The organism is Streptomyces sp. 3214.6, assembly GCF_900129855.1.
Lineage (GTDB): Bacteria > Actinomycetota > Actinomycetes > Streptomycetales > Streptomycetaceae > Streptomyces > Streptomyces soliscabiei.
The window spans coordinates 3,908,256-3,929,867 of record NZ_LT670819.1 but is presented as its reverse complement, the minus strand read 5'-3'; the positions used below and the strand labels follow the sequence as shown (position 1 = coordinate 3,929,867).

Here is a 21,612-nt window from a genome sequence, read left to right as displayed (position 1 = left end):
CGCATGGGGACCGAGGGGGGCGGGAACGACGTGCGGGTCATCGCGGGCCGTTACCGGCTGGAGGCGAGGCTCGGGCGCGGCGGCATGGGGGTCGTGTGGCGGGCCACCGACCAGCTGCTGGGACGGCGTGTCGCCGTCAAGGAGCTGACCCAGGACGACACGCTGTCCGACGAGGAGGCGCGGGGCCGCCGCGACCGGACACTGCGCGAGGCCCGCGCGGTCGCCCAGCTGAGCCACCCGCACATCATCGTCGTGCACGACGTCGTCGAGGACGGCGAACGCCCGTACATCGTCATGGAGTTGATCGACGGCGGCTCGCTTGCCGACCGGATCGCCGCGCACGGCCCGCTCGCGCCGGACGAGGTGGCCCGCATCGGCGTCGCCCTGCTGGGCGCGCTGCGCGCCGCACACGCGGCCGGGGTCCTGCACCGGGACATCAAGCCCGCGAACGTCCTGCTGGAACGCGACAGCGACCGCGTCGTCCTCACCGACTTCGGCATCGCGCAGGTCGCGGGCGCCACCACGCTCACCGAGACCGGCTCGTTCGTCGGCTCGCCCGAATACACCGCGCCGGAGCGGATGTCCGGGGCGCGGACCGGCGCGGAGGCCGACCTGTGGTCGCTGGGCGCGCTGCTGTGCACGGCGCTCAGCGGCGAATCCCCGTTCCGTCGTGACTCGTTGGGCGGCATCCTGCACGCCGTCGTCTTCGCCGAGATCCGTACGCCCGCGCAGGCCGGGCCGCTCCTGCCCGTCGTACGGGGGCTGTTGGAGCGCGATCCGGACCGGCGGCTGGGCGGGGCGGAGGCGGAGCGGCTGCTGCGCGCCTACCTGGAGACCGGGCGGACACCGCAGCCGGTGTCGTCCGGCTACACGCCGACCCAGGCCGACCTCCCCCGGCCACAGCCGGACCCGCCCGCCCGGGAGCGCTCGACGCGCGGGGTGCTGGTGGCCGCGCTGCTGGTCGCCGCGATGGCGGGGGCGGGCGTGTCGGCGGCGGCGCTGCTGATGAACGGGGAGGACGGCGACGGAGGGCGCACGCCCACGAGTTCGGCACCGGGGACCGGTGCGTCGACGAGCGGTACCCCGAGTGGTACGGCGAGCGGTTCGGTCGGCGGTACGACGAGCCCTGCGCCCACACCCACCCCGCGCCCCTCCTCTTCCACAGCCTTCACCCCTTCCTCCACGGCGGTTCCCGTGCAGCCCGTCGGGGGGACCCGCGCGCCGTCCGCGCCGTCGGGCTACCGCGTGGCCGACGATCCCGGCGGGTTCGCGCTCGCCGTGCCGGACGGCTTCACACGGGTGCCGCAGGGCGAGCGGGTCTTCTACATGTCCCCGGGGCAGGTCTTCCGCCTGGGTGTCAAGGTCGCCGACCCGCAACCGGGCGGCCCGCTGAGCGTGATGGAGCGGGCGGCGGCCAACGGCGCGGACACCAACCCCGGCTACCACGACGGCCGGGTCACACAGACCGCGCACGGCGGACACCCCGCCGCCCTCTGGGAGTTCACCTGGGACGGCTTCAGCGCGGCGGAGGGCCCCCGGCACACGTACGACCTGTGCTGGGAGGAGAGCGGGCGACTGTACGACGTGTGGGTGTCGGCTCCGGTCGGGAAGGTGCGGGAGGCGCGGGAGTACTTCGACGTCGCCGTCGACACGTTCGTGAAACGGTAGGCACGGCCGCGAGGTGGCCCGCACGACGACCGCCAACCCGACCCCCCACAAGCTTCAGGTCCGGCCAGGCCAGGAGAGGTCACGGTATCTGCCCGGTGTCGTTCCGAACTCGCGGCTGAAGGCGTGGGAGAGGGCGTACGGGCTGCCGTACCCCGTCTCGCGGGCCACCGCCGCCAGCGGCGCGTCCGTGTCGCGCAGCCGGGCCGCGGCCAGGGTCAGCCGCCACCATGTGAGGTACGCCATCGGCGGGCGGCCGACGAGCGAGGTGAAGCGGCGTGCCAGCGTCGCCCGGGAGACCCCCGCACGGGCCGCCAGGCTGTCGTTGGTCCAGGGTGCGGCCGGGTCGGCGTGCAGGGCGCGCAGCGCGGCCGTCGTCACCGGGTCGCCCAGTACGGCCGGCCAGGCGCCGGTCGCGGCCCGCGCCAGCCACGCCCGGACCATGTAGACGAGCAGCAGGTCGAGAAGGCTGGGCAGGGCCAGGGAGGAGCCCGGCCGTCGGCCGTCGAGCTCGCCGGCCAACAGGTCCACGGCGGACCGGAGTTCGGCCGGCCGGTCGGCCCGGTTCGGCAGGTGCACCACCTGGGGCAGCTCCGCCAGCAGCGGGTGTGTGCGGCTGCGGTCCAGCCGGTACTTGCCGCAGAGCAACTCCGTCCCGCCCGCCGTGGGGTGCCGCGCGCGTCTCTCCTCCTCGAACGGCACCGCACGGGCCGCCGTCGCCGCGTCCACCGGCCCGTCGGCCAGCACATGTCCGGCGCCGTGCGGCAGCAGGACGACGTCCCCGACGCCGAGGGGGATCCCCGCCCCGCCCTCCGGCAGCAGCCAACAGCTCCCCGCGAGGACGACATGGAAGCCGGCGCCCTCGTAGGAGGCGATCCGGGTGCACCACCTTCCGCCCACGCTCAGGCGGTTGGAGTGCGGCCGTCCGGTGCGCACGGAGGAGATCGCGTCGCTGACCACGTCCATGGGGGAACGATACGGCGGCCGAACCGGCGACGTGAACCGAGGCGTACGCGTATCCGGTTGAGCGTTTCGGGCATCGAAACGCTCAGCGGTGGCTTCCTAGGCTTCCCACCATGACTACCGAAGCGACGGAAGAACACGTACAGAGCTTCACGGTCGGGGACGTCGAGATCCTCCGTATCGTCGAGTGGCAGTCCCTCTTCGTGCCCGCTCCCGACCTGGTCCCCGACTGCGGTCCCGAGGTGTGGCGGGAGCACCGGGGAGTGCTCGCGCCCGACCACTGGGACCCCGGCAGCGACCGGGTGGTGTCGGCGCTGCAGACCTGGGTCGTGCGCAGCGCGGGCCGGACGGTCCTCGTCGACACCGGGGTGGGCAACGGGCGGGAACGGCCCGGCTTTCCGCACTTCCACCGGCGGCAGGGCGACCTGCCGGGGCGGCTCGCGCGGGCCGGGGTGCGCCCGGAGGACGTCGACGTGGTGGTCAACACCCACATCCACGCCGACCACGTCGGCTGGAACACCCAGGACGTGGCGGGGGAGTGGACGCCGACCTTCCCCCGGGCCCGTTACCTCCTCCCGGCCGCCGACGACATGTACTTCGGTCCGACCGGCGGCCACGGCGGTGGCGTGGGGGAGGACGACCGGCTGGTCTACGAGGACAGTGTCGCGCCCGTGCACCGGGCCGGGCAGTCCGTGCTGTGGGACGGGGAGCATCGCGTCGACGAGCACCTCACCCTGGAGTCGGCCCCCGGCCACACCCCGGGCTCGGCCGTCCTGCGGGTCGCCTCGCGCGGCGAACGGGCCGTGTTCGTCGGAGACCTGCTGCACAACCCGGTGCAGGTGCTGCGGCCGGAGTGCAGCAGCTGCTTCTGCCTCGACCCCGGCCGGGCGGCGGCCAGTCGCGCCCGGGTCCTCGAACGAGCGGCGGACGAGGGCGAGTTGGTGATACCGGCGCACTTCGCCGGGTCGGGTGTGGTGGTGGTGCGGCGGTCGGGGACGGGAGGGTTCGCTGTGGGGCGGTGGGGGTGAGGGTGATCGTGGTAGTCATGGAGGCATGAGCAACGACGGTGATCCCGGCGGCGCCAAGGGACGGATAGTGGGCGGGCGTTATCGGCTGCTCGAACGCATCGGCTCCGGTGGCATGGGCACCGTCTGGCGGGCCCGCGACGAGCTCGTGGAGCGTGAAGTCGCCGTCAAACAGCCCCGGTTGACCGGCGACCCCGAGGACGAGTCCCATCGTCGGGCCGCCCACCGCCTCTACCGCGAGGCCCGGGCCGCCGCCCGCGTCGACCATCCCTGCGCCGTCACCATTCACGACGTGGTGGTCGAGGAGGACGGGGTCGGCCCCGATGGGGGACTGCCCTGGATCGTCATGGAGTTGATCCGGGGCGAGTCCCTGCACGAGGTGCTGAGGCGCGGCCCGCTGGAGCCCGCAGAGGCAGCCCGTGTCGGCCTCGCCGTGCTGGGCGCCCTGCGTGCCGCGCACGCCGTTGGCATCGTCCACCGGGACGTGAAGCCCGCCAACGTCCTGCTCGGGCCTGCCCCGCTCTCGACTTCGCCGGAGCGGGGGCACCCGCACGGCCGGGTCGTCCTCACCGACTTCGGCATCGCGCACGTCCAGGGCGAGGAGTCCCTCACCGCCGGCGGAGAGTTCGTGGGCTCGCTGGAGTTCGTGGCACCCGAGCGGATGTCCGGACGTGGCGCGGGACCGGCCTGCGACCTGTGGTCGCTGGGCGTCCTCCTCTACACGGCCGTCGAGGGCCACTCGCCGTTCCGCCGCCCGACCCCGGAGTCCACCCTCGCCGCGATCCTCGCCACGGACCCACCCGAGCCGAAACAGGCCGGCCCCCTCGCACCTCTCCTCACCGCCCTCCTGACCCGCGACCCGAACGACCGCCCCACCGCCGAGGAGACCGCCGGCGCGCTGGAGCGGGCGGCCGAAGGCGGATCCGTGTCCTTCCCCGCGGTGGAGGGAGCGGGCAAGGACGCCGAGGCTCAGGACGCGGGGAGCCTGCGCGAGCTCGGGGACGACGTCGGGACGCTGCAGACCGCGGGGTCGCGCCCCACTCCGGCCCCCCGGCCCCGGCGTCCCCTCCACCACCGTCCCCTCGCCCTCGCGCTGCTCACCGGGGTCCTCGTCGGCGGGGCCTGGCTGGGAACCTCCCTGCTCCCGGGGGAGGGCGGGAGCGGGGCGGGCGGGGAGCGGACGGTGACCTACGCCAGTTCGGCGCCGGCAGCTCCGTCGGAGCCTGCCCCCGCGCGGGCGCGTTGGGTCGCCCACCGGGAGGACGCAATGGACGCCGTGCTCTCCCTCCCGAGCCCGTACCGGGAGTCCGCCCGGCAGGGCGCCGCCGGCCGGCAGCCCCGCCAGGTGGTCTACTCGGCGGGCACCGTCGACATACGGCTCAGGCAGTGGGATCGGGCGCCCGCCGCGCCGATGGCGCTGGCGGCCCAGGCGCACGAGACCTGGCAGGGCCAAGCCCCCGACGCGCGCACCCAGACCACCCGGACCACCTTCCACGGCTACGACGCCGCCCTCGCCGACACCACCTACGGGCTGGACGACACGCCGACCCGCGTCATGGAGCTCTTCGTCCGCACCGCCGACGCCCGCCTGTACGAACTGCGTGTCGACATGCCCAAGGGCACCCCGGACGAGAAGCAGGGCACCACCGTGTTCAAGCAGGCCCGCGACCGCCTGGAGCTCGGTGAACGACCTGACCCGACGCCCTGATCAGCGGGTTTGTTGCCAGTGAACGCTGGCGTCGTGTGTGCGGTCGGTGAAACCGTATTACCGGCGGGTACCCAAAGTCTTCCCCACGTCATACCCTGCGCCTCATGACGGACTCGCAGGCCCCGGAAACGACGCCGGAAGCAACACCGGAAACGACGCCGGACAAGACGTCGGCCAAGACCGGCACCAACCCGATCGCCCCCACCCCCACCGGTGTCCGCACCGCCGCCGACGTGGTCACCCCGGAGCTGGTCGCCCAGCTCACCAAGGGCGTGACCGGCTCCGGCCGTACGGCCAACCACACGCCGTTCACCGGCGAGAAGCTGGCCGACCTGCCAGAGTCCACCGCGGCGGACGTGGAGCGGGCCTACGAGACGGCCCGCAGGGCGCAGGCCGTCTGGGCGCGCACGCCCGTGCGGGAGCGCGCCGCCGTCCTGCTCCGCTTCCACGATCTGATACTGGCCCGTCAGGCCGAGGTGCTCGACCTGATCCAGCTGGAGACCGGCAAGGCGCGCCTGCACGCCCACGAGGAGGTGCAGGCCGTCGCCGTCGCCGCACGGCACTACGGCCGCAAGGCCCCCTACTACCTGCGCCCCAAGCGGCACGCGGGCGCCATGCCGACCCTGACGAAGGTCACCGAACTGCGCCACCCGCGCGGCGTCGTGGGCCAGATCGCCCCCTGGAACTACCCGCTGGAGCTGTCGGTGGGCGATGCGCTCCCCGCGTTCGTCGCGGGCAACGCGGTCGTCATGAAGCCCGACACCGAGACCTGCCTGACCGCCCTGTGGGCCCGTGACCTGCTCGTCGAGGCCGGCCTGCCCGCCGACGTCTTCCAGGTCGTCCTCGGCGAGGGCCCGGTCGTCGGCCCGGAGGTCGTCCGGCACGCCGACTACGTGTCCTTCACCGGCTCCACCCGTACCGGCCGCGAGGTCGCCCAGGGCGCCGCCGCCCGTCTCGTCGGCGTCTCCCTCGAACTCGGCGGCAAGAACGCCATGCTGGTCCTCGACGACGCCGACATCGAGAAGGCCGCGGCCGGCGCCGTCCGCGCCTGCTTCTCCTCCGCCGGTCAACTCTGCATCTCCATCGAGCGGTTGTACGTCCACGAGTCGATCGCGGACGCCTTCGTCGAGCGCTTCGCCGCCCGCACCAGGGCCATGCGCCTCGGCACCTCCCTCGCCTACGGCGCCGACATGGGCTCCCTGGTCGGCGAGCGCCAGCTGGAGACGGTGACCCGGCACGTGGACGAGGCCGTCGCCAAGGGCGCCAAGGTCGTCGCCGGCGGTGTCGCCCGCCCGGACATCGGCCCGTACTTCTTCGAGCCGACCATCCTCGACGGCGTGACCGAGCCGATGTCGGTGTGCACGGAGGAGACCTTCGGCCCGGTCGTCTCGATCTACCGCTTCAAGACCGACGACGAGGCGATCGAGCAGGCCAACGCCACGCCGTACGGCCTGAACTCGTCGGTGTGGACGAAGGACGGCCGCCGCGGCCGCGACGTCGCCTCCCGCGTGCGGGCCGGCACCGTGAACGTCAACGAGGGCTATGCCGCCGCCTACGGCAGCGTGCAGTCCCCCATGGGCGGCATGAAGGAGTCCGGCCTCGGCCGCCGCCACGGCTCCGAGGGCATCCTCAAGTACACGGAGGCCCAGACGGTCGCCCAGCAGCGTCTGCTGCCACTGGCCCCGGCGCTGGGCATGGACGACGCGAAGTACGCGGAGTTCATGAGCCGGAGCCTGAAGGTGATGAAGGCACTCCGGCTGCGCTAGGGCGCAACACGCCAGAGCCCCGCCCGTTCTCGACGAGGAGAGCACGTGCCCCAGGACGCCCCCGCCCCCGCCCCCGCCCGCGACGATGACTATGACTACGACGTCATCGTCGTCGGATCCGGCTTCGGCGGGTCCGTGACCGCCCTGCGCCTGACGGAAAAGGGCTACCGCGTCGGCGTCCTGGAGGCCGGCCGCCGTTTCACCCGCGAGGCGCTCCCGAAGAACTCCTGGGACCTGAAGAACTACCTCTGGGCCCCCGGACTCGGCCTGTACGGCATCCAGCGCATCCATCTGCTGGGCAACGTCATGGTCCTGGCCGGCGCGGGCGTGGGCGGCGGCTCCCTGAACTACGCCAACACCCTCTACGTACCGCCCAAGCCCTTCTTCGACGACCCCCAGTGGCGTGACATCACCGACTGGCAGGAGGAGCTGAAGCCGTACTACGACCAGGCGCGCCGCATGCTCGGCGTACGCCTCAACCCGACGACGACCCCCTCCGACGTGCACCTGAAGGCGGCCGCGGAGCGGATGGGCGTCGGTGACACCTTCCACATGGCGCCGGTCGGCGTGTTCTTCGGCGACGGAGAGGACGCGGACGGCACAGGCGCGAAGGCGAGGCCGGGGGAGCAGGTGCCCGACCCCTACTTCGGCGGCGTCGGCCCCGACCGCACCGCCTGCACCGAGTGCGGCGAGTGCATGACCGGCTGTCGGCACGGCGCGAAGAACACCCTGAACGAGAACTACCTCCACCTCGCCGAACAGGCGGGCGCTGTCGTGCACCCGATGACGACGGTCGTGTCCGTCACGGACGACTCACAGGGCGGCTACGCCGTCGCCACCCTCCCCACCGACAACCGCCGCAAGGCGAAGGGCCGGATCTTCAAGGCCCGCCGGGTCGTCCTCGCCGCCGGGACCTACGGCACCCAGACCCTCCTGCACCGCATGAAGGCGGGCGGCCAACTCCCCCACCTCTCCCACCGGCTGGGCGAGCTGACCCGCACCAACTCCGAGGCCCTGGTCGGCGCGCAGACCGACGACCGCCGCTACCGCAAGGCGACCGGCGCGCCGAAGGCGGACTTCACGCGCGGCGTCGCCATCACCTCCTCGATCCACCCCGACGCCGACACCCACATCGAACCCGTCCGCTACGGCAAGGGCTCCAACTCGATGGGTGGCCTGTCGATCCTCCAAGTGCCCTACGCGGACGGCTCGTCGAGGGTCGCCGGCTGGCTGGCGAACGCCGCTCGCCACCCCCTGCTCGTCCTGCGCTCGCTGTCCAACCGCCGCTGGTCGGAGCGGACCATCATCGGCCTCGTCATGCAGTCCCTGGACAACTCGCTGACGACCTACCTGAAACCGGACGGCGTCGGCAAAGGCCTGCTGACGGCACGTCAGGGACATGGCGCCCCCAACCCCAAGCAGATCAGGGCCGCTTCCGAGGCGGCCTCCGCGATCGCCGCCGACATCAACGGCTTCGCGGGCTCCAATGTCGGCGAGCTGATGGGCACCCCCCTCACCGCCCACTTCCTCGGCGGTTGCCCCATCGGCGACTCCCGCGAGACCGGCGTCATCGACCCCTACCACCGCCTCTACGGCCACCCCGGCATCTCCGTCGTCGACGGCGCCGCGGTCTCCGCCAACCTGGGCGTGAACCCGTCCCTCACCATCACCGCGCAGGCCGAGCGGGCGATGTCGTACTGGCCCAACAAGGGCGAGACGGACCCACGCCCGCCACAGGGGACGGCGTACGAGCGGCTGAAGCCGGTGGAGCCGAAGAGCCCCGCGGTCCCGACGGAGGCGTTCGGCGCGCTGCGCCTGCCCTTCCTGGGCATGCCGGCCGTCCCGCCCAAGCAGTAGCACCACCGACCGGGCAACCAGGGCTACCGACCGGGCAACCAGGGCTACCGACCTGGCAACCAGGTCTACCGCCCAGGCAATTGGGCCACCGCCCAGGCAATTGGGCCACCGCCCAGGGCATGGGCGAAGGGACCTGCGCCCCCCTCCGAGCGCAGGTCCCTTCGCTGGTCCTTCGGTCCTCGGACCGTCAAGACGCGTTACGCGTGCGAGCCCACCTTGCGGCGGCGTGCGGCGAACACCGCGCCCGCGCCGGCGATCACGGTGACCCCGCCGATCAGGCCGATCATCGGCAGCGCGGAGCTGGAGCCGGTGGAGGCGAGGCTGCCGCTGATCGGCTTGGCGCTGCCCTGGGGCCGGGCGCCGGTGCCGCTGGTGGGCTTGTCGCCGTTCGGCTTGGCGTCGCCGCCGCCGCCCGCGTCGCCGCCGGCGGCGAGGATCTCGACGTCGTACACGTCACCGTTGTAGTGGCAGTCGGCCTTGTCGCCCACGTAGACGGCCTCGCTCATCGCGAGCGAGGAGCCCGCCGGGGCCTTCGCACCGACCTTCACCCGCAGGTCGAGGGTGGCGGAGGAGTCCTTCTCCAGCTCGTCCAGCAGAGCCACGAAGGAACCGGTGACGTTGACGGTCTTGCCGTCCTCGTCCTCGTAGGAGTCCTGGTAGGCGTTGGTCCACTTGCCGTCCTCCTTGACCTGGACGACGGCGAGGCCCTCGGACAGCCAGGCGTCCGTGTCGTCGACGTACTCCAGGAACGTGGTCATGTACACGTTCTTGAAGTCGACGTCGGAGTTGTTCTCCACCTCGTACGTGAAGTCGTGCCAGCCGGAACCCGCGACGATCTTGCTCGGCAGGCCGCTGATCGTCGCCGAGAGGTTCTTGTCCAGGTCGACGCTCTTGCAGTCCGTGTACGGGTCGAACCCGCCGTCGTCCGCGCTTGCCGAAGCGCTCGCGCCGGCCGTGCCCGAGCCGGTCGCGGACGGCGACGTGGTGCCCGACGGCGTACCGGACGTCTTCGCGCCGCCGTCCGACGAGGACGACGAGGACGGCGACGTGGTGTCGGTCGGGGAGCCGGACGTGCCCGGGGTGTCCGAGTCGGCCGTGGACGGCGTGGAGGTGACGGTCTCCGTCGCGGTCGGGCTCGGGGAGGAGGTGCCGTTCTCCTCCGCGAAGGCGGCGGGCGCGGACAGCAGGGCGAGTGGCGCGATGACAGCGGTCGCGGCCATGGTCGCCATCGTGCGGCGAAGCTTCATGAAGACCTCGGGTCGATCTGGTTGGGGGGAGGCCTTCCGCATGGGGGTGTGGGAGTGGGCCTTGTTTCAGTAGGTGTGACAGGTGAAGCCTGTGAACAGTTGCCCTGGGCTCACAGGATCTTTATATGGCGCACATCACACTTTCGGCGGGTCGGATGGCGGGTCGGATTCAGCCACCGGTCGGCTTCGCGCCCCGCAGGATCCCCTGGACGCCGGCGGCCGGTTTCCCCGCGGCCCGGTACGCCACCGGTTCCTCGTCGCCGGGGATCAACCGCTGCCGCAGCGCCGAGCGGTAGGCGTCGGCGGTGACGGTCTCCCCCTGGAACTCGCCCTCGCCGATCCGACCGCCGTCGCAGGGCAGGACGGCACCCGAACCGAGCGGGGCCCACACTCCGTCGGAGAAGTGTCCGAACGCGACCACGTAGTCGTGGCCGACCTCCAGCCGCGAGGAGTTCCGCGACCCCACCTCCCTCTTCGCACCGTCCTTCAGCTGCCATCCGTCGACGGTGACCGACACGGTGGCCGGCAGCGCCGGCGCGCCGGCGCGGCTCCAGAGTCGCTGGCCGACCCGGAGGTCGACCGTCCGCGACAGGTAGTCCTCGCCCGAGCCGTCCCCCGAGTCCTCGCCCGGGTCCGCACTTGAGTCCGCGCTCGAGGTCTCGCGCCGCTCGTGCTCGGCCGTGACCCGGACGACCGCTACCTGGTCGCCATGCGAAACCCAGTCGGTTGCGGTGAACGAGGGCACGGCCTCCTTCTCCGACTCGCCGAGCACGACGTTCCCGCCTGCGGTGGCGCCTGCGGCGGCGGAGCCGTGGCCGGTGTCGGGGCCGGGGCCGGGGCCGTCGTCCGTCAGCGGGACGAGCGCGAGCGCGCCGGCGACGGCCGCGCCCAGCACGACCCCCGTGATCTTCGTTCGCGTGGTCATGGCCACGGGACTCCCCCTTGGTCGGTACAGCAGGTCGCCACTGTGACGCCGCGAGGCCTCTGTTCGTTCGATGAGGACGCCCCCCGGCCGAGTCGTGGCCCGAATGCTCGGGCCACGACTCGCATCCGTCACTCCGCGCCGGTCACTCCGCGCCGGTCACTCCGTGTCGCCCGTGTCGTTCGGCAGGAGGTCGCCGACGTCGATGGTGCAGGCGCGCCCGATCCGGGTGGCCGCCGTCCTGCGGATGGTGCTGGCGGTCCAGGTGGACGTGTCGCCGGAGCGCAGCTGTGCCGCGTAGGCCCGCAGGATCGTGGCGTCCGCCGGCGTCTCCGTCATCCCGGCCAGGTCGCCCACGATGTCCGAGAGCTCACCCGGCGAGTACTTGCTGCCGGCGTCGGTCGCGAGCGGAGCCGCGACCCGGCAGAAGGTGTCCGAGGCCGCCGCCGCGGCCGCCGCGGCCTTGGCGACCAGCCGGGCCCGGGCCACCGCGTCGAGGGCATAGTTCTGCGCGGCGGTGGCGTCGGGTGTCGCGCTGGTCAGCAGCGTCCTGACACCGGCCGCGGTCTTGCCGGCCGCCTGGTAGGTGAGGGGCTCGGCCACCCCGCTGACCAGCCGGGACGCCATCGTCGAGCGGTACGCCGAGGCGGTGACCGTCGTGCCCTCGTACTCGCCCTGGCCCACCTCGTTGCCTTCGTAGGGCAGGATGGCGCCGGTCCCGAGCGTCGACCACTCCCCGTCGGAGAAGTGGGCGAACGAGACCAGGTAGTCGTGCCCGACCTCCATACGGGAGGCGTCCTGCGAGCTCACCCGGAGCTTGCTGGCGCCCTGCTTGAACTCCCAGCCGTCGGCGATGATCGACAGGCTGTCGGGCAGGGCGGTGGCCCCGGACCGCGACCACACGCGCTCCTTGACCTGGAGGTCGATAGTCCGGGACAGATATCCTTCGCCGGCCGCGGTCTCCTCGCTGTCGGCGACCCCTTCGTGCTCGGCGGCCACATGGACGACCGCCGCCTGGTCGCCGTACGAGACCCAGTCGCTCGCGGTGCGGGAGGGGATGGCGTCCTTCGACTCGCCGAGGACGACGTCGCCGCGCCGGCCCGCCGCATCGGCGTGGGCGTCGTCCGTGAACGGGACGAGCGCGGCCGAACCGATCAGGACACCGGCCACGGCGGCGCCCAGCACGGTCCCCGCCACTTTTCTTCTTGTGCTCATTGCCACGAGATTCCCCCTGGTCAGCTCGTCAGATGTGAACTGTTCTCGCCAGATCCGGCCGGACCTCAGTAGGTCGCGTTGATGTTCTCTTTGTTGTTGGCGCCGAGCTTGTAGACGTCGTTGTACGACATGCAGCCGAGGCGGTCGTCGTACAGACCGAGCCGGGGGCTGGCGTCGGGGCCGTGCGTCAGGCCGACGGCGTGCCCGGTCTCGTGGCAGGCGTCCGACTTGTTGACCGAGCCGATTCCGGTGTGGTCCTTGTTGAAGACGATGTAGTGCTGGTCGCACTTCTTCGCGTCGACGGCGTCGTCACACCAGGTGATGCCGATCTTCCCGCGCGAGAGCGTCTTCGCCTTGTAGATGACGTCGGTCTCCGCGCCGCCCTCATAGACACCCGAGGACTGGATCTTCACGACGAGGTCGGTAGGCCCGAAGTAGTCCTTCGCCGCACGGGCGATGGTGTTCTTCTCGGCCGAGGAGAGACTGCCCTCCCTGTAGAGGGTGAGGGTCTTGTTGTCCGTCTGGCAGAACCCGTCGCCCATGTCGCCGTCGAAACACGTGTGGAAGTAATTACTGGTCGGGTACATGTTGTCGGTCAGCGCGGCCTGGACCATGGTGGTGCCCGCGGCCAGGGCGGCGGTCGCCACCCCTATGACGAAGACCGTCCTCCGTTTGATCGCCACCTGCGATCCCCCCTGTCTGTCCGCCACCTGTGTGATTCATCGGAAGTTCCGGTGAGCGCGGGGCGGATGGGGCGATCTAACGGGATCAAGCACTGGCCAAAAGTTGGCCAAGCGCTGTTTGGCTCGATGTGATCCCTAAGAGGCGCGATGTGTGCATAGCGTGAAAGATCGGCGAAAGTTTTGAGAAATCCATGACCTTTGCCGGGTCCCCTTCCCGGGTCCGCTTCCCGGGTCCCCTTCCCGGCTTTTCGCCCGACCGCTCGCCCGGACATGGCGAAGGGCCCCGCGGGACGGAATCCGCGAGGCCCTTCGTCATCGTCAGCACCGGCGTCAGGGCAGCGCCGGTGCCTGGGAGCGGCGCCGGGGGGTTGCGCCGCTGGCTTGTCGAGTGCCGCGCAAGGCCGGGTGGAGTACACGGCCTTACACGGCCTTGCAGGGGTCGAAATGGAGCTTTCTACGCATCGTGCTGGATGAGCGCGGCCCCCGCAACCGTTTGACCCAGCCCTTGCGCATTTTTGCAATTTCCGCCGGTCGGCCCCGGGCGTCCCCGAGGCCGGCCGTTCTCTTGGGTGACCGGGCTGCTGTCCCCTGCCGTCCGGTCACCTTTCCGGAGCGAGGTCCCACGACGCACGGCACGATCCGTACGTCTCATCGCTCCAGCGAGCCACGCGTGGTTCTTACGGGCCCGCCCCTGGCTGGAGCGGACACCGGGACCAACGACACCGTCCGTGGGGCAGTCACGCGCCGTACGGGTGAGAGGCCGCCCGAACTCAGATGCGACCCCGGCACAGCTCCAGGAGCGTCATGGCGAGGGACGTACCCGGCTTGCCCAGCGCCTCGCTGTAGTGGCTGAGGATCTCCATCTCGCGGGAGAGGTTCACCCGCCGCCCGCCGGAGGTGATCCGCGCCTCCTGGACGACGGCGGACACCGCCATCCGTTCCTGGATCAGCCCGATGATCCGGTCGTCCAGGGCGTCGATGCGTGCGCGTGCGCCGGTGATCATGTCGGCGGCCTCGGGGGTACGGGCGCCGGTCACGTCGGTGGCGGTCATGGGGGCTCCTCGTCGGTTCGGTGGGACGCCCCGGAGTGACAGGATCCGGAAAACACCAGGCGCCCCGGACCTTGTCGGCCCGGGGCGCCTGGGAAGTCGCTTGTCAGTTGCTCAAGCAGCACGACCATGGCAGCCAGGTGGGCCGGTTGCCATAGGTAAAGAGGAAGGTCGTCTGCGAAAGCATGCGGCCAGTATGCAGTGTCGTCGGGCGAGGTCCAAGGCGGTTCGCATCCTGAGACGAGGCGGCTGTGTGGGCACGGGCCCGGACCCACGCCCACCTCGGTAGAATTGGCCAGCACAGAGACCCCGCCCACCGCCGGAAGGCCCCCGTGTCATCAGCGACTCCCGCTGCCGCCGCTCCCGACACCGTCCTGGTCGTCGACTTCGGTGCGCAGTACGCCCAGCTCATCGCCCGTCGAGTCCGCGAGGCGCGGGTCTACAGCGAGATCGTGCCGAGCACCACGCCGGTCGAGGAGATGCTCGCCAAGAACCCGGCGGCGATCATCCTCTCCGGCGGCCCCTCGTCCGTGTACGAGGAGGGCGCCCCGACCGTCGACCGCGCCCTCTTCGAGGCCGGCGTCCCCGTCTTCGGCATGTGCTACGGCTTCCAGCTGATGGCACAGACCCTCGGCGGCACCGTCGACAACACCGGCGCCCGTGAGTACGGCCGCACCGACCTGCACGTCTCCCGTTCGTCCTCCACCCTCTTCGAGGGAACCCCGGCCGAGCAGGCCGTGTGGATGTCGCACGGCGACGCCTGCTCCGCCGCCCCCGAGGGCTTCTCCGTCTCGGCGTCCACGGACGTCGTCCCGGTCGCCGCCTTCGAGAACGACGAGAAGAAGCTGTACGGCGTCCAGTACCACCCCGAGGTCATGCACTCCACGCACGGCCAGCAGGTGCTGGAGCACTTCCTCTACCGAGGCGCCGGGCTCACCCCGTCCTGGACCACGGGCAACGTCATCGAGGAGCAGGTCGCGGCCATCCGCGAGCAGGTCGGCGACAAGCGCGCCATCTGCGGTCTCTCGGGCGGCGTGGACTCCGCGGTCGCCGCCGCCCTCGTCCAGAAGGCCATCGGCTCCCAGCTGACCTGCGTCTACGTCGACCACGGTCTGATGCGCAAGGGCGAGACCGAGCAGGTCGAGAAGGACTTCGTGGCCGCGACCGGCGTCCAGCTGAAGGTCGTTGACGCGGAGGAGCGTTTCCTCACCGCTCTCAAGGGGGTCAGCGACCCCGAGGAGAAGCGGAAGATCATCGGCCGCGAGTTCATCCGCGTCTTCGAGCAGGCCCAGGCGGAGATCATCGCCGACGAGGGCCCGGCCGTGGAGTTCCTCGTCCAGGGCACGCTGTACCCGGACGTCGTCGAGTCCGGCGGAGGCACCGGCACCGCGAACATCAAGTCGCACCACAACGTGGGCGGCCTGCCGGAGGACCTCGAGTTCCAGCTGATCGAGCCGCTGCGCAAGCTGTTCAAGGACGAGGTCCGGATGGTGGGCCAGGAACTCGGCCTGCCGGAGGAGATCGTCCAGCGTCAGCCGTTCCCGGGTCCCGGCCTCGGTATTCGGATCGTCGGCGAGGTCACCAAGGACCGCCTGGACCTGCTGCGCGACGCCGACGCCATCGCCCGCGAGGAGCTGACGGCCGCCGGTCTCGACCGGGAGATCTGGCAGTGCCCGGTGGTCCTGCTCGCGGACGTGCGCAGCGTCGGCGTCCAGGGCGACGGCCGCACCTACGGCCACCCGATCGTCCTGCGTCCGGTCTCCTCCGAGGACGCGATGACCGCCGACTGGTCCCGCCTGCCCTACGACGTCCTGGCGAAGATCTCCACCCGGATCACCAACGAGGTGCGTGACGTCAACCGTGTCGTCGTCGACGTGACCTCGAAGCCGCCGGGCACCATCGAGTGGGAGTGACCCCCTCCGCGGGGTTCAGGTCCGCTTGAGAGTGCGCACCGGCTCTCCGGGCTTCCAGACCTGGGCGACCAGATACGTGTCGTCCTCGACGTAGGTCCGCACGACCTCCGTCAGCTCGGTGCGGAAGAGGTGGAACGGCTCCGGCGGTTCCACCTCTTTCACGTACGCCGCCTTCGCCGCCTCGTCCACCACCTCCACGGCCCGACCGGCGATCCGTACGTCGCCCCCGCCCATTCCGGTGCCCTCGCCCGGGTTGGCCTGGAGGGCGAAGCGGGGGTCCCGGCGCAGGTCGAGGGCCTTGAGCGAGCCCGGCATCATGCCGAGCCACAGCTCACCGCCGAGGAAACGGACCTCGATACCGGTGGTGCGCGGGGAGCCGTCCTTGCGGACAGTGGCGAGGACGTGGTGCGTGAAGGCCCCGAAACGGTCCTCGGCGACCTTCGCGAGTGCGGGTTCCACGGCGGCGAAGACCGCCCAGTTCGCTGTCATACGGCGAGCATGACGCCGATACCCGACATCTGCTGTCCGGTATAGCCAGGGCGTCGGGCCAGGACATTGCGCCAGGGCGTCGGGTCAGGGTGTCGGGTCAGGGTGTCGGGTCAGGGTGTCGGGTCAGGGCGTCGGGTCAGAATCCCTGTGGGACCGGCCGCACATACCGCTCCGACCCCGCCGCGTCCCGCACCGGCGTGCACCCGGCCGCCGTGAGCTGCTTGGCCAGCTTCGCGCGCCGGCTCGTGTTCACCCGCAGCGCGCCCAGCATGAACGCCGGCATCAGCACGGCGAGCGGGAGCAGCACGGCGTACACACCGGTCAGCACGGCCATCAGCAGGAAGAGCACCGCCGAGCCCCAGCCGATGAACTGCAGCTGCCTGCGGTTGGCGGCCGCGCCGAGGGCGTCGTGGCGGATGAGCGCCGTGATCAGGTCGACGTCCGGCTGCGCCTCGGGGACCGGGGTGAGCGAGCCCAGGTACATGCCCGGCACGGGCCGGCCGGGGCCCGGGTCGGGGAAGGCCGCCGAGTTCGCCGCCGCCCGCTGCCGCGCCCACGGGCTGGGGTCGCGCACCAACTGGACGTGCAGGATGCGCTGCTTGCCGACAAGACGCACGCTCTCGTACCGAAAGCCGTAGCACTCGGCGATATAGACCAGCGCACCGAACGTCTGCAACTCGGCGAAGGGATGGACCAGCTCGATGGCATTGCGCGTCGAGATCTGACGCATGAGGGAGGTGATGTGCCGATCGGCGATGCTCAAGACGTGCTCCGAAGGTGACGAAAATCGTCATCTTTGCATAACGGCTCTGCCCTTTTGCACTGACCGACGGTAACTTCCGCGTCGTAAAGCAACCCAGTGCTGGAGGACCGATGCACGGGCCCACACCGCCTGCCCCGCTGCCCACCGAACGGCTGCAGTTCGCGATGCCGCCGATGCACGACTCGACGGAGGACGAGCGCACGCACCGCAAGGAACGGCTGGCAGGGGCGGTGCGGATCTTCGGGCGGCTCGGCTTCGAGGACGGCGTCTCCGGGCACATCACCGCCCGCGACCCCGAGTTCAGCGACTGCTTCTGGGTCAACCCGTTCGGGATGCCGTTCAAGCACGTCACCGTCAGCGACCTGGTGCTGGCCAACGCCGACGGGCAGGTCGTCGAGGGCCGCTACCACGTCAACCAGGCCGCCTTCACCGTGCACGCGCAGGTGCACGCCGCCCGCCCCGACGTCGTCGCCGTCGCCCACTGCCACTCGGTCCACGGCCGCGCCCTGGCCGCGCTCGGCGAACTCCTCGACCCGATCACCCAGGAGAGCTGCGCGTTCTACGAGGACCACGCCCTCTACGACGCCTACACCGGGGTGGCCGTCGACGCGGGTGAGGGACGGCGCATCGCGGCCGCGCTCGGCTCCCACAAGGCGCTCGTGCTGCGCAACCACGGCCTGCTGACGGTCGGCGACTCCGTCGACGCGGCCGCCTGGTGGTTCCTGTCGATGGAACGCTCCAGCCAGGTCCAGCTGACCGCGCGGGCAGCGGGCCGGCCCGTCCTGATCGACCATCGGGCGGCGGTGGCGACCCGGGAACAGCTCGGCGGCGACCTGGTGGCCTGGATCAACTACCAGCCGCTCTGGCAGGACATCAGCCGCAGCGAACCGGACCTGTTGAGCTGAGTGAGCTGAATACGGGGGATTCAACGGGGGTTCAAGGGGCATCCGGTCTCAGAAACCCCGCAGGACGACCGCCTTCGTCCTCGCGAACTCCTCGTCCGTCAGCACCCCGTCCCGGTGCAGCTCGCCCAGTTCGCGCAGCCGGCGCAGCAGTACGTCGTGGTGGTCGGCCCGGGGCGCGAGGGCTGCGGCCGCCCGGCGGAACCGGTCGCCAGCCGCGCCCGCGCCCGCGCTCTCACCCTCGCTCGCGTCCTCGTGGCCGAGTTCGGTGTGCGCGCGGGCTGAGGGGTGCGGGAGACGGGCGGTGACCGCGGTCGCCACCAGCGCCGTCAGTAGGTCGCGGCTCACGTTGCCCCACAGGTCCAAGGCGTACGGGTCCTTCTCCGCGGGCAGTTTCGAGAACACCGTCTCGCGGGTCACGAAGCGCAGGAAGCCGTCCTCGTAACCGGAGTTGGGCAGCCACTCGACCTGCACCAGATCCCCGACGTCGATCACGCGCGGGCCGGTCGCCCGCTTCACCCGGTCCGAGGTGTCCGCCCAGTCGACGCGCACCTGGATGCCGTCGAAGGAGACCGTCCCGTCGGACGACCGCACCGAGACCGGAACCGGCGGACCCGGCAGGAGATACGCCCTGGTCGCCTCATGGGGGATCTGCTCGAGCAGCAGCGCGTGCCGGATCTCCTCGGCGAGGTACTCGGCGACCCCGGAACGGTCCACGTCCACCGTGAGCCGATAGGGATCGGCCGCGTCGGGCAGCCGACCGCCCGTCGCCTGCAACAGCGGATCCGCGCCCTCGCGCAGCCGCATCCGCAGCCGCCCGCGCCTGCGTTCGGGCTCGTAGACGATCCCGGCGACCGCCTCCAGAGGCACGGCGATCTCCCCGTACGTCTGCCGGAACAGCGGCACGGAGCGATGCAGCCCCGGCGTGATCCTGACCGTCGTGCCGTCGAAGGCCCAGGTCCCGTCACGCTGGATGATCTCGGCCATACGGAAATTCTCGCAGCCGGGTCAACACGGCCCGCCCCGCTTCACCCGCGCCGATCACACCTACCGGAAACGACAGGGTGTGCCGTAGGGCACAATTCGCTGTCATCACAGGGGAGTTGTTCACAGGGTGGCGGGCGGGGTCCGCAGCGGGTTCTCCAGGGCCGCCATCCGATCGGGTCGCGGGGAAGGCGGGCGTCGGACGTGGCGGTGCAGGAGGCGAGACAGGGCATGGTCCCTGGCCAGGGAGCGGGCGCGCACGACGGCGGCTGCACCTGCGGGGACTGCCCGCACGGGGCACGCGAAGGGCACCGGCGCGCGGTGGCCGCGTTCCTGGTGAAACGGGACGAGTTCGCGGCCGGACAGGGCCTGCCGGCCGCCGTCGCCCACTCCGCGTCCGCCTCCCGGCAGTGGGTCTCCGAGGAGCTCACCCAGTCCGCGGAACTCGTCGCCGACCGCGGGCGCGCCGAGGGCGAGGCCTGGCTGGCCCGCCTGTGGTTCCGCACGGCGGTCACCGTATGGGTGACGGTCGTCGCGCTGCTGCTGGTCCAGTCCCTGACCGCCATCGGCGCGGGCTGGACCGCCGCCCGCACCGCCGGACTCCTCGCCGCGCTCGTCGTCGCCGGCGTGCTCACCGCCGCCTCCTGGTTCCACCGGGCCCGCGGCGGGGCGCTCGCCCCGGTGATCGGCGAGGACAACCGCCTCTCCACCTCCCGTGCGGTCGCCGCCGCCTGGGTCCTGCTCGTCGCCTACGCCGTGCTGGTCCTGGTCGGACGGCTCGCCGCCGCCTCCGACCACACCGAACGCGACGCGCTGATCGCCGGCCTCGACCTCGCCCGGGGCGCCGGTGTGGTGACCGTCCTCGCCGTGGTCTGCGGGATCGCCGTGCTGGTGCGCCGGGTGGTCGGCCTGCGTGTCCTCGCCCAGCGCCTCCAGAAGGTCCGCGCCCACCGCCCGCGCGCCGCCGACCTGCTGACCGACGACGCCGGCCGCGGCACCTTCGCCGACATCCAGTACGTCGTGATCGGCGCCGTCGCCCTCGTCTTCGCCGCGGTCCGGCTGGCCCGCCGCCCCGACCAGCTCCCCGACCTGCCCTGGGGCCTGGCCGTCGTCGTCCTGGTCTCGGCCGCGACCTACCTCGCCGGCAAGTACGCCGAGGGCGGCCGTCCCGTCATCCTCTCCGTCGTCCGCTCCCGCGAGGCCGGCGACCTCGACGCCCCGATCCGCACCGGCGACGACATCGAGATCCGCGGCGCCGGCTTTGTGCCGCCCGGCGCCCAGACCGCGGACCGTCTCTCCCGCATGGTCGTCCGCATCGGCCCGGTCCACGTCCACGTCCCCCTCATCCCGGTCACGGGTGGCTTCAGCAATCCGACCGACGCCGTCCTCACCGTCCCCGTCCCGGCAGACGTGGAACCGGGCCGAGTCGAGGTCCAGGTCGTCACAGCCGCGGGAACGGAGACGAACCGCTACGCGATCGACGTGACGGACTGAACGGGCGGGGGAGAACGGGCGGGGGGGAGAGAGAACGGGCCGGGGAGAACAGGCGGTGAGTGAACCGACGGGCGAACCGACGCGAAGTGAACGACGGGGAGTGAACGACGGGGTGTAAACCGGCGGGGAGTGAACAGCGGGGGGTGAACCGGTGGGATTGAGCACCCGTGCTGACAATTGGTGGGCGGAGAGCCCGTGCAAGCAGTTGAGCGCACCCCCCATTTCGTACGTAAGGTCTGTTGAGGGGTCCCACCACTCCGGGCGAGAGGCGGCTACGGGCGATGACTCACGGCATGCGGACGGACACCTATCCCCCTTACCTAGACGGCGGCGGCCGCAGTTGGCGTGACACCGCCACCCGGTACGCCCTCCTTCCTCTGCGCATCTTCCTCGGCGTCACCTTCATCTACGCGGGCCTGGACAAACTCACCGACGGCGCCTTCCTGAAGGGCAGCGGCGCCGGCTCGATCGGCGACACCATGCGCGCCGTCCGTGACTCCTCGGCCATCCCGGCCCTGGTCGACATGGCCCTGAAGAGCCCCGTCGGCTTCGGCTACGCCATGGCCTTCGGTGAACTCGCCGTCGGTATCGGCACCCTGCTGGGCCTCCTCACTCGAATCGCCGCGCTCGGCGGCGCGCTGATCTCGCTCAGTCTGTGGCTGACGGTGAGCTGGGCCTCGGACCCGTACTACTACGGCAACGACCTCGCCTACCTCATGGCCTGGCTCCCCCTCGTCCTCGCCGGCGCCCCGGTCCTCTCCCTCGACGGGGTCTGGCGAAACCGACGACGACAGCGAGCGGGAGGCCTGGCCTAGAGCCCACCCCTGGCCGTCAGGACCGACCGCTCCGACCGCTCCGACCGGCCGACAGGTCGACCCGGTCGACTCCACCGGCCTCCCCCGACACGCGACCCGCCCGGCCCAGCGGCCCTGTGCCCGTATGGCCGTGCAGCCGGGTATCCCGGCGG

At 71.6% G+C, this 21,612-nt stretch carries 18 protein-coding genes; 9 read left to right on the top strand and 9 right to left on the bottom strand.

Annotated features, from left to right (window positions below; genetic code table 11):
• Window positions 1-3 precede the first annotated feature (3 nt).
• Complete coding sequence (locus B5557_RS17415) at window positions 4-1,668, top strand: serine/threonine-protein kinase (protein WP_079660359.1); 1,665 nt, start codon at window positions 4-6, stop codon at window positions 1,666-1,668.
• Window positions 1,669-1,722: 54 nt separating this feature from the next.
• Here the strand turns inward: B5557_RS17415 and B5557_RS17410 are convergent, their stop codons facing one another.
• Window positions 1,723-2,631: an AraC family transcriptional regulator gene (locus B5557_RS17410; RefSeq protein ID WP_079660358.1), complete on the bottom strand. Its 909-nt coding sequence runs from the start codon at window positions 2,629-2,631 to the stop codon at window positions 1,723-1,725.
• Window positions 2,632-2,741: 110 nt separating this feature from the next.
• Between B5557_RS17410 and B5557_RS17405 the strand changes: the two genes are divergently transcribed.
• From B5557_RS17405 to B5557_RS17390, 4 genes are all read left to right on the top strand, one after another.
• A complete protein-coding gene (locus B5557_RS17405) occupies window positions 2,742-3,656 on the top strand; it encodes an MBL fold metallo-hydrolase (RefSeq protein WP_079660357.1) in 915 nt (304 codons plus the stop codon).
• A gap of 25 nt (window positions 3,657-3,681) precedes the next feature.
• Window positions 3,682-5,361 (top strand): serine/threonine-protein kinase, encoded by a 1,680-nt coding sequence (locus B5557_RS17400; protein WP_079660356.1) that lies wholly within the window; start codon window positions 3,682-3,684, stop codon window positions 5,359-5,361.
• Between the two features lie 104 nt (window positions 5,362-5,465).
• Complete coding sequence (locus B5557_RS17395) at window positions 5,466-7,127, top strand: succinic semialdehyde dehydrogenase (RefSeq protein WP_231976383.1); 1,662 nt, start codon at window positions 5,466-5,468, stop codon at window positions 7,125-7,127.
• Window positions 7,128-7,172: 45 nt separating this feature from the next.
• Entirely contained in the window at window positions 7,173-8,984 is a 1,812-nt protein-coding gene (locus B5557_RS17390; protein ID WP_079660355.1) for a GMC family oxidoreductase N-terminal domain-containing protein, read from the top strand.
• 197 nt (window positions 8,985-9,181) lie between these two features.
• Here B5557_RS17390 and B5557_RS17385 read toward each other — a convergent pair whose 3' ends face one another.
• The 5 genes from B5557_RS17385 to B5557_RS17365 form a co-directional block, all read right to left on the bottom strand.
• Entirely contained in the window at window positions 9,182-10,204 is a 1,023-nt protein-coding gene (locus B5557_RS17385) for an LPXTG cell wall anchor domain-containing protein (RefSeq protein ID WP_231976382.1), read from the bottom strand.
• Between the two features lie 196 nt (window positions 10,205-10,400).
• Window positions 10,401-11,156, bottom strand: a complete 756-nt coding sequence (locus B5557_RS17380) for a hypothetical protein (protein WP_197697307.1) — start codon at window positions 11,154-11,156, stop codon at window positions 10,401-10,403.
• A 156-nt stretch (window positions 11,157-11,312) separates the two neighbouring features.
• Window positions 11,313-12,368, bottom strand: a complete 1,056-nt coding sequence (locus B5557_RS17375) for a hypothetical protein (protein WP_231976381.1) — start codon at window positions 12,366-12,368, stop codon at window positions 11,313-11,315.
• A gap of 65 nt (window positions 12,369-12,433) precedes the next feature.
• A complete protein-coding gene (locus B5557_RS17370) occupies window positions 12,434-13,051 on the bottom strand; it encodes a hypothetical protein (RefSeq protein ID WP_231976380.1) in 618 nt (205 codons plus the stop codon).
• A gap of 770 nt (window positions 13,052-13,821) precedes the next feature.
• The gene (locus B5557_RS17365) at window positions 13,822-14,145 is read right to left on the bottom strand and encodes a chorismate mutase (RefSeq protein WP_079660352.1); all 324 of its coding nucleotides are present in this window, start codon (window positions 14,143-14,145) and stop codon (window positions 13,822-13,824) included.
• A 287-nt stretch (window positions 14,146-14,432) separates the two neighbouring features.
• Here B5557_RS17365 and guaA point away from each other — a divergent pair, with 287 nt between their 5' ends.
• Window positions 14,433-16,013, top strand: coding sequence for a glutamine-hydrolyzing GMP synthase (gene guaA / locus B5557_RS17360; RefSeq protein WP_079660351.1), 1,581 nt, complete (start codon window positions 14,433-14,435; stop codon window positions 16,011-16,013).
• 15 nt (window positions 16,014-16,028) lie between these two features.
• On the opposite strand, the gene B5557_RS17355 is transcribed toward guaA, so the two are convergent.
• Together B5557_RS17355 and B5557_RS17350 are read right to left on the bottom strand one after the other, a co-directional pair.
• The gene (locus B5557_RS17355; RefSeq protein ID WP_079660350.1) at window positions 16,029-16,502 is read right to left on the bottom strand and encodes a pyridoxamine 5'-phosphate oxidase family protein; all 474 of its coding nucleotides are present in this window, start codon (window positions 16,500-16,502) and stop codon (window positions 16,029-16,031) included.
• Window positions 16,503-16,638: 136 nt separating this feature from the next.
• Window positions 16,639-17,265 carry a hypothetical protein gene (locus B5557_RS17350; protein ID WP_079660349.1) on the bottom strand — a complete coding sequence of 209 codons (627 nt, stop codon included), beginning with the start codon at window positions 17,263-17,265 and terminating at the stop codon, window positions 16,639-16,641.
• Between the two features lie 110 nt (window positions 17,266-17,375).
• On the opposite strand from B5557_RS17350, the gene B5557_RS17345 reads away from it, so the two are divergent.
• Window positions 17,376-18,170: a class II aldolase/adducin family protein gene (locus B5557_RS17345; protein ID WP_079660348.1), complete on the top strand. Its 795-nt coding sequence runs from the start codon at window positions 17,376-17,378 to the stop codon at window positions 18,168-18,170.
• A 48-nt stretch (window positions 18,171-18,218) separates the two neighbouring features.
• On the opposite strand, the gene B5557_RS17340 is transcribed toward B5557_RS17345, so the two are convergent.
• Entirely contained in the window at window positions 18,219-19,154 is a 936-nt protein-coding gene (locus B5557_RS17340; RefSeq protein WP_079660347.1) for a DUF4429 domain-containing protein, read from the bottom strand.
• Window positions 19,155-19,355: 201 nt separating this feature from the next.
• Here B5557_RS17340 and B5557_RS17335 point away from each other — a divergent pair, with 201 nt between their 5' ends.
• The gene (locus B5557_RS17335; RefSeq protein WP_079660346.1) at window positions 19,356-20,645 is read left to right on the top strand and encodes a hypothetical protein; all 1,290 of its coding nucleotides are present in this window, start codon (window positions 19,356-19,358) and stop codon (window positions 20,643-20,645) included.
• Between the two features lie 293 nt (window positions 20,646-20,938).
• Complete coding sequence (locus tag B5557_RS17330; RefSeq protein WP_079660345.1) at window positions 20,939-21,460, top strand: DoxX family protein; 522 nt, start codon at window positions 20,939-20,941, stop codon at window positions 21,458-21,460.
• Window positions 21,461-21,612: the final 152 nt, after the last annotated feature.

Bases quoted from the DNA above. Each gene is read 5' to 3' on its own strand.
- B5557_RS17355 (WP_079660350.1), bottom strand. From the start codon at position 16,502: ATGACAGCGAACTGGGCGGTCTTCGCCGCCGTGGAACCCGCACTCGCG.
- B5557_RS17405 (WP_079660357.1), top strand. From the start codon at position 2,742: ATGACTACCGAAGCGACGGAAGAACACGTACAGAGCTTCACGGTCGGG.
- B5557_RS17410 (WP_079660358.1), bottom strand. From the start codon at position 2,631: ATGGACGTGGTCAGCGACGCGATCTCCTCCGTGCGCACCGGACGGCCG.
- B5557_RS17375 (WP_231976381.1), bottom strand. From the start codon at position 12,368: ATGAGCACAAGAAGAAAAGTGGCGGGGACCGTGCTGGGCGCCGCCGTG.
- B5557_RS17330 (WP_079660345.1), top strand. From the start codon at position 20,939: ATGCGGACGGACACCTATCCCCCTTACCTAGACGGCGGCGGCCGCAGT.
- B5557_RS17345 (WP_079660348.1), top strand. From the start codon at position 17,376: ATGCACGGGCCCACACCGCCTGCCCCGCTGCCCACCGAACGGCTGCAG.
- B5557_RS17415 (WP_079660359.1), top strand. From the start codon at position 4: ATGGGGACCGAGGGGGGCGGGAACGACGTGCGGGTCATCGCGGGCCGT.
- B5557_RS17340 (WP_079660347.1), bottom strand. From the start codon at position 19,154: ATGGCCGAGATCATCCAGCGTGACGGGACCTGGGCCTTCGACGGCACG.
- B5557_RS17395 (WP_231976383.1), top strand. From the start codon at position 5,466: ATGACGGACTCGCAGGCCCCGGAAACGACGCCGGAAGCAACACCGGAA.
- B5557_RS17400 (WP_079660356.1), top strand. From the start codon at position 3,682: ATGAGCAACGACGGTGATCCCGGCGGCGCCAAGGGACGGATAGTGGGC.
- B5557_RS17380 (WP_197697307.1), bottom strand. From the start codon at position 11,156: ATGACCACGCGAACGAAGATCACGGGGGTCGTGCTGGGCGCGGCCGTC.
- B5557_RS17385 (WP_231976382.1), bottom strand. From the start codon at position 10,204: ATGGCCGCGACCGCTGTCATCGCGCCACTCGCCCTGCTGTCCGCGCCC.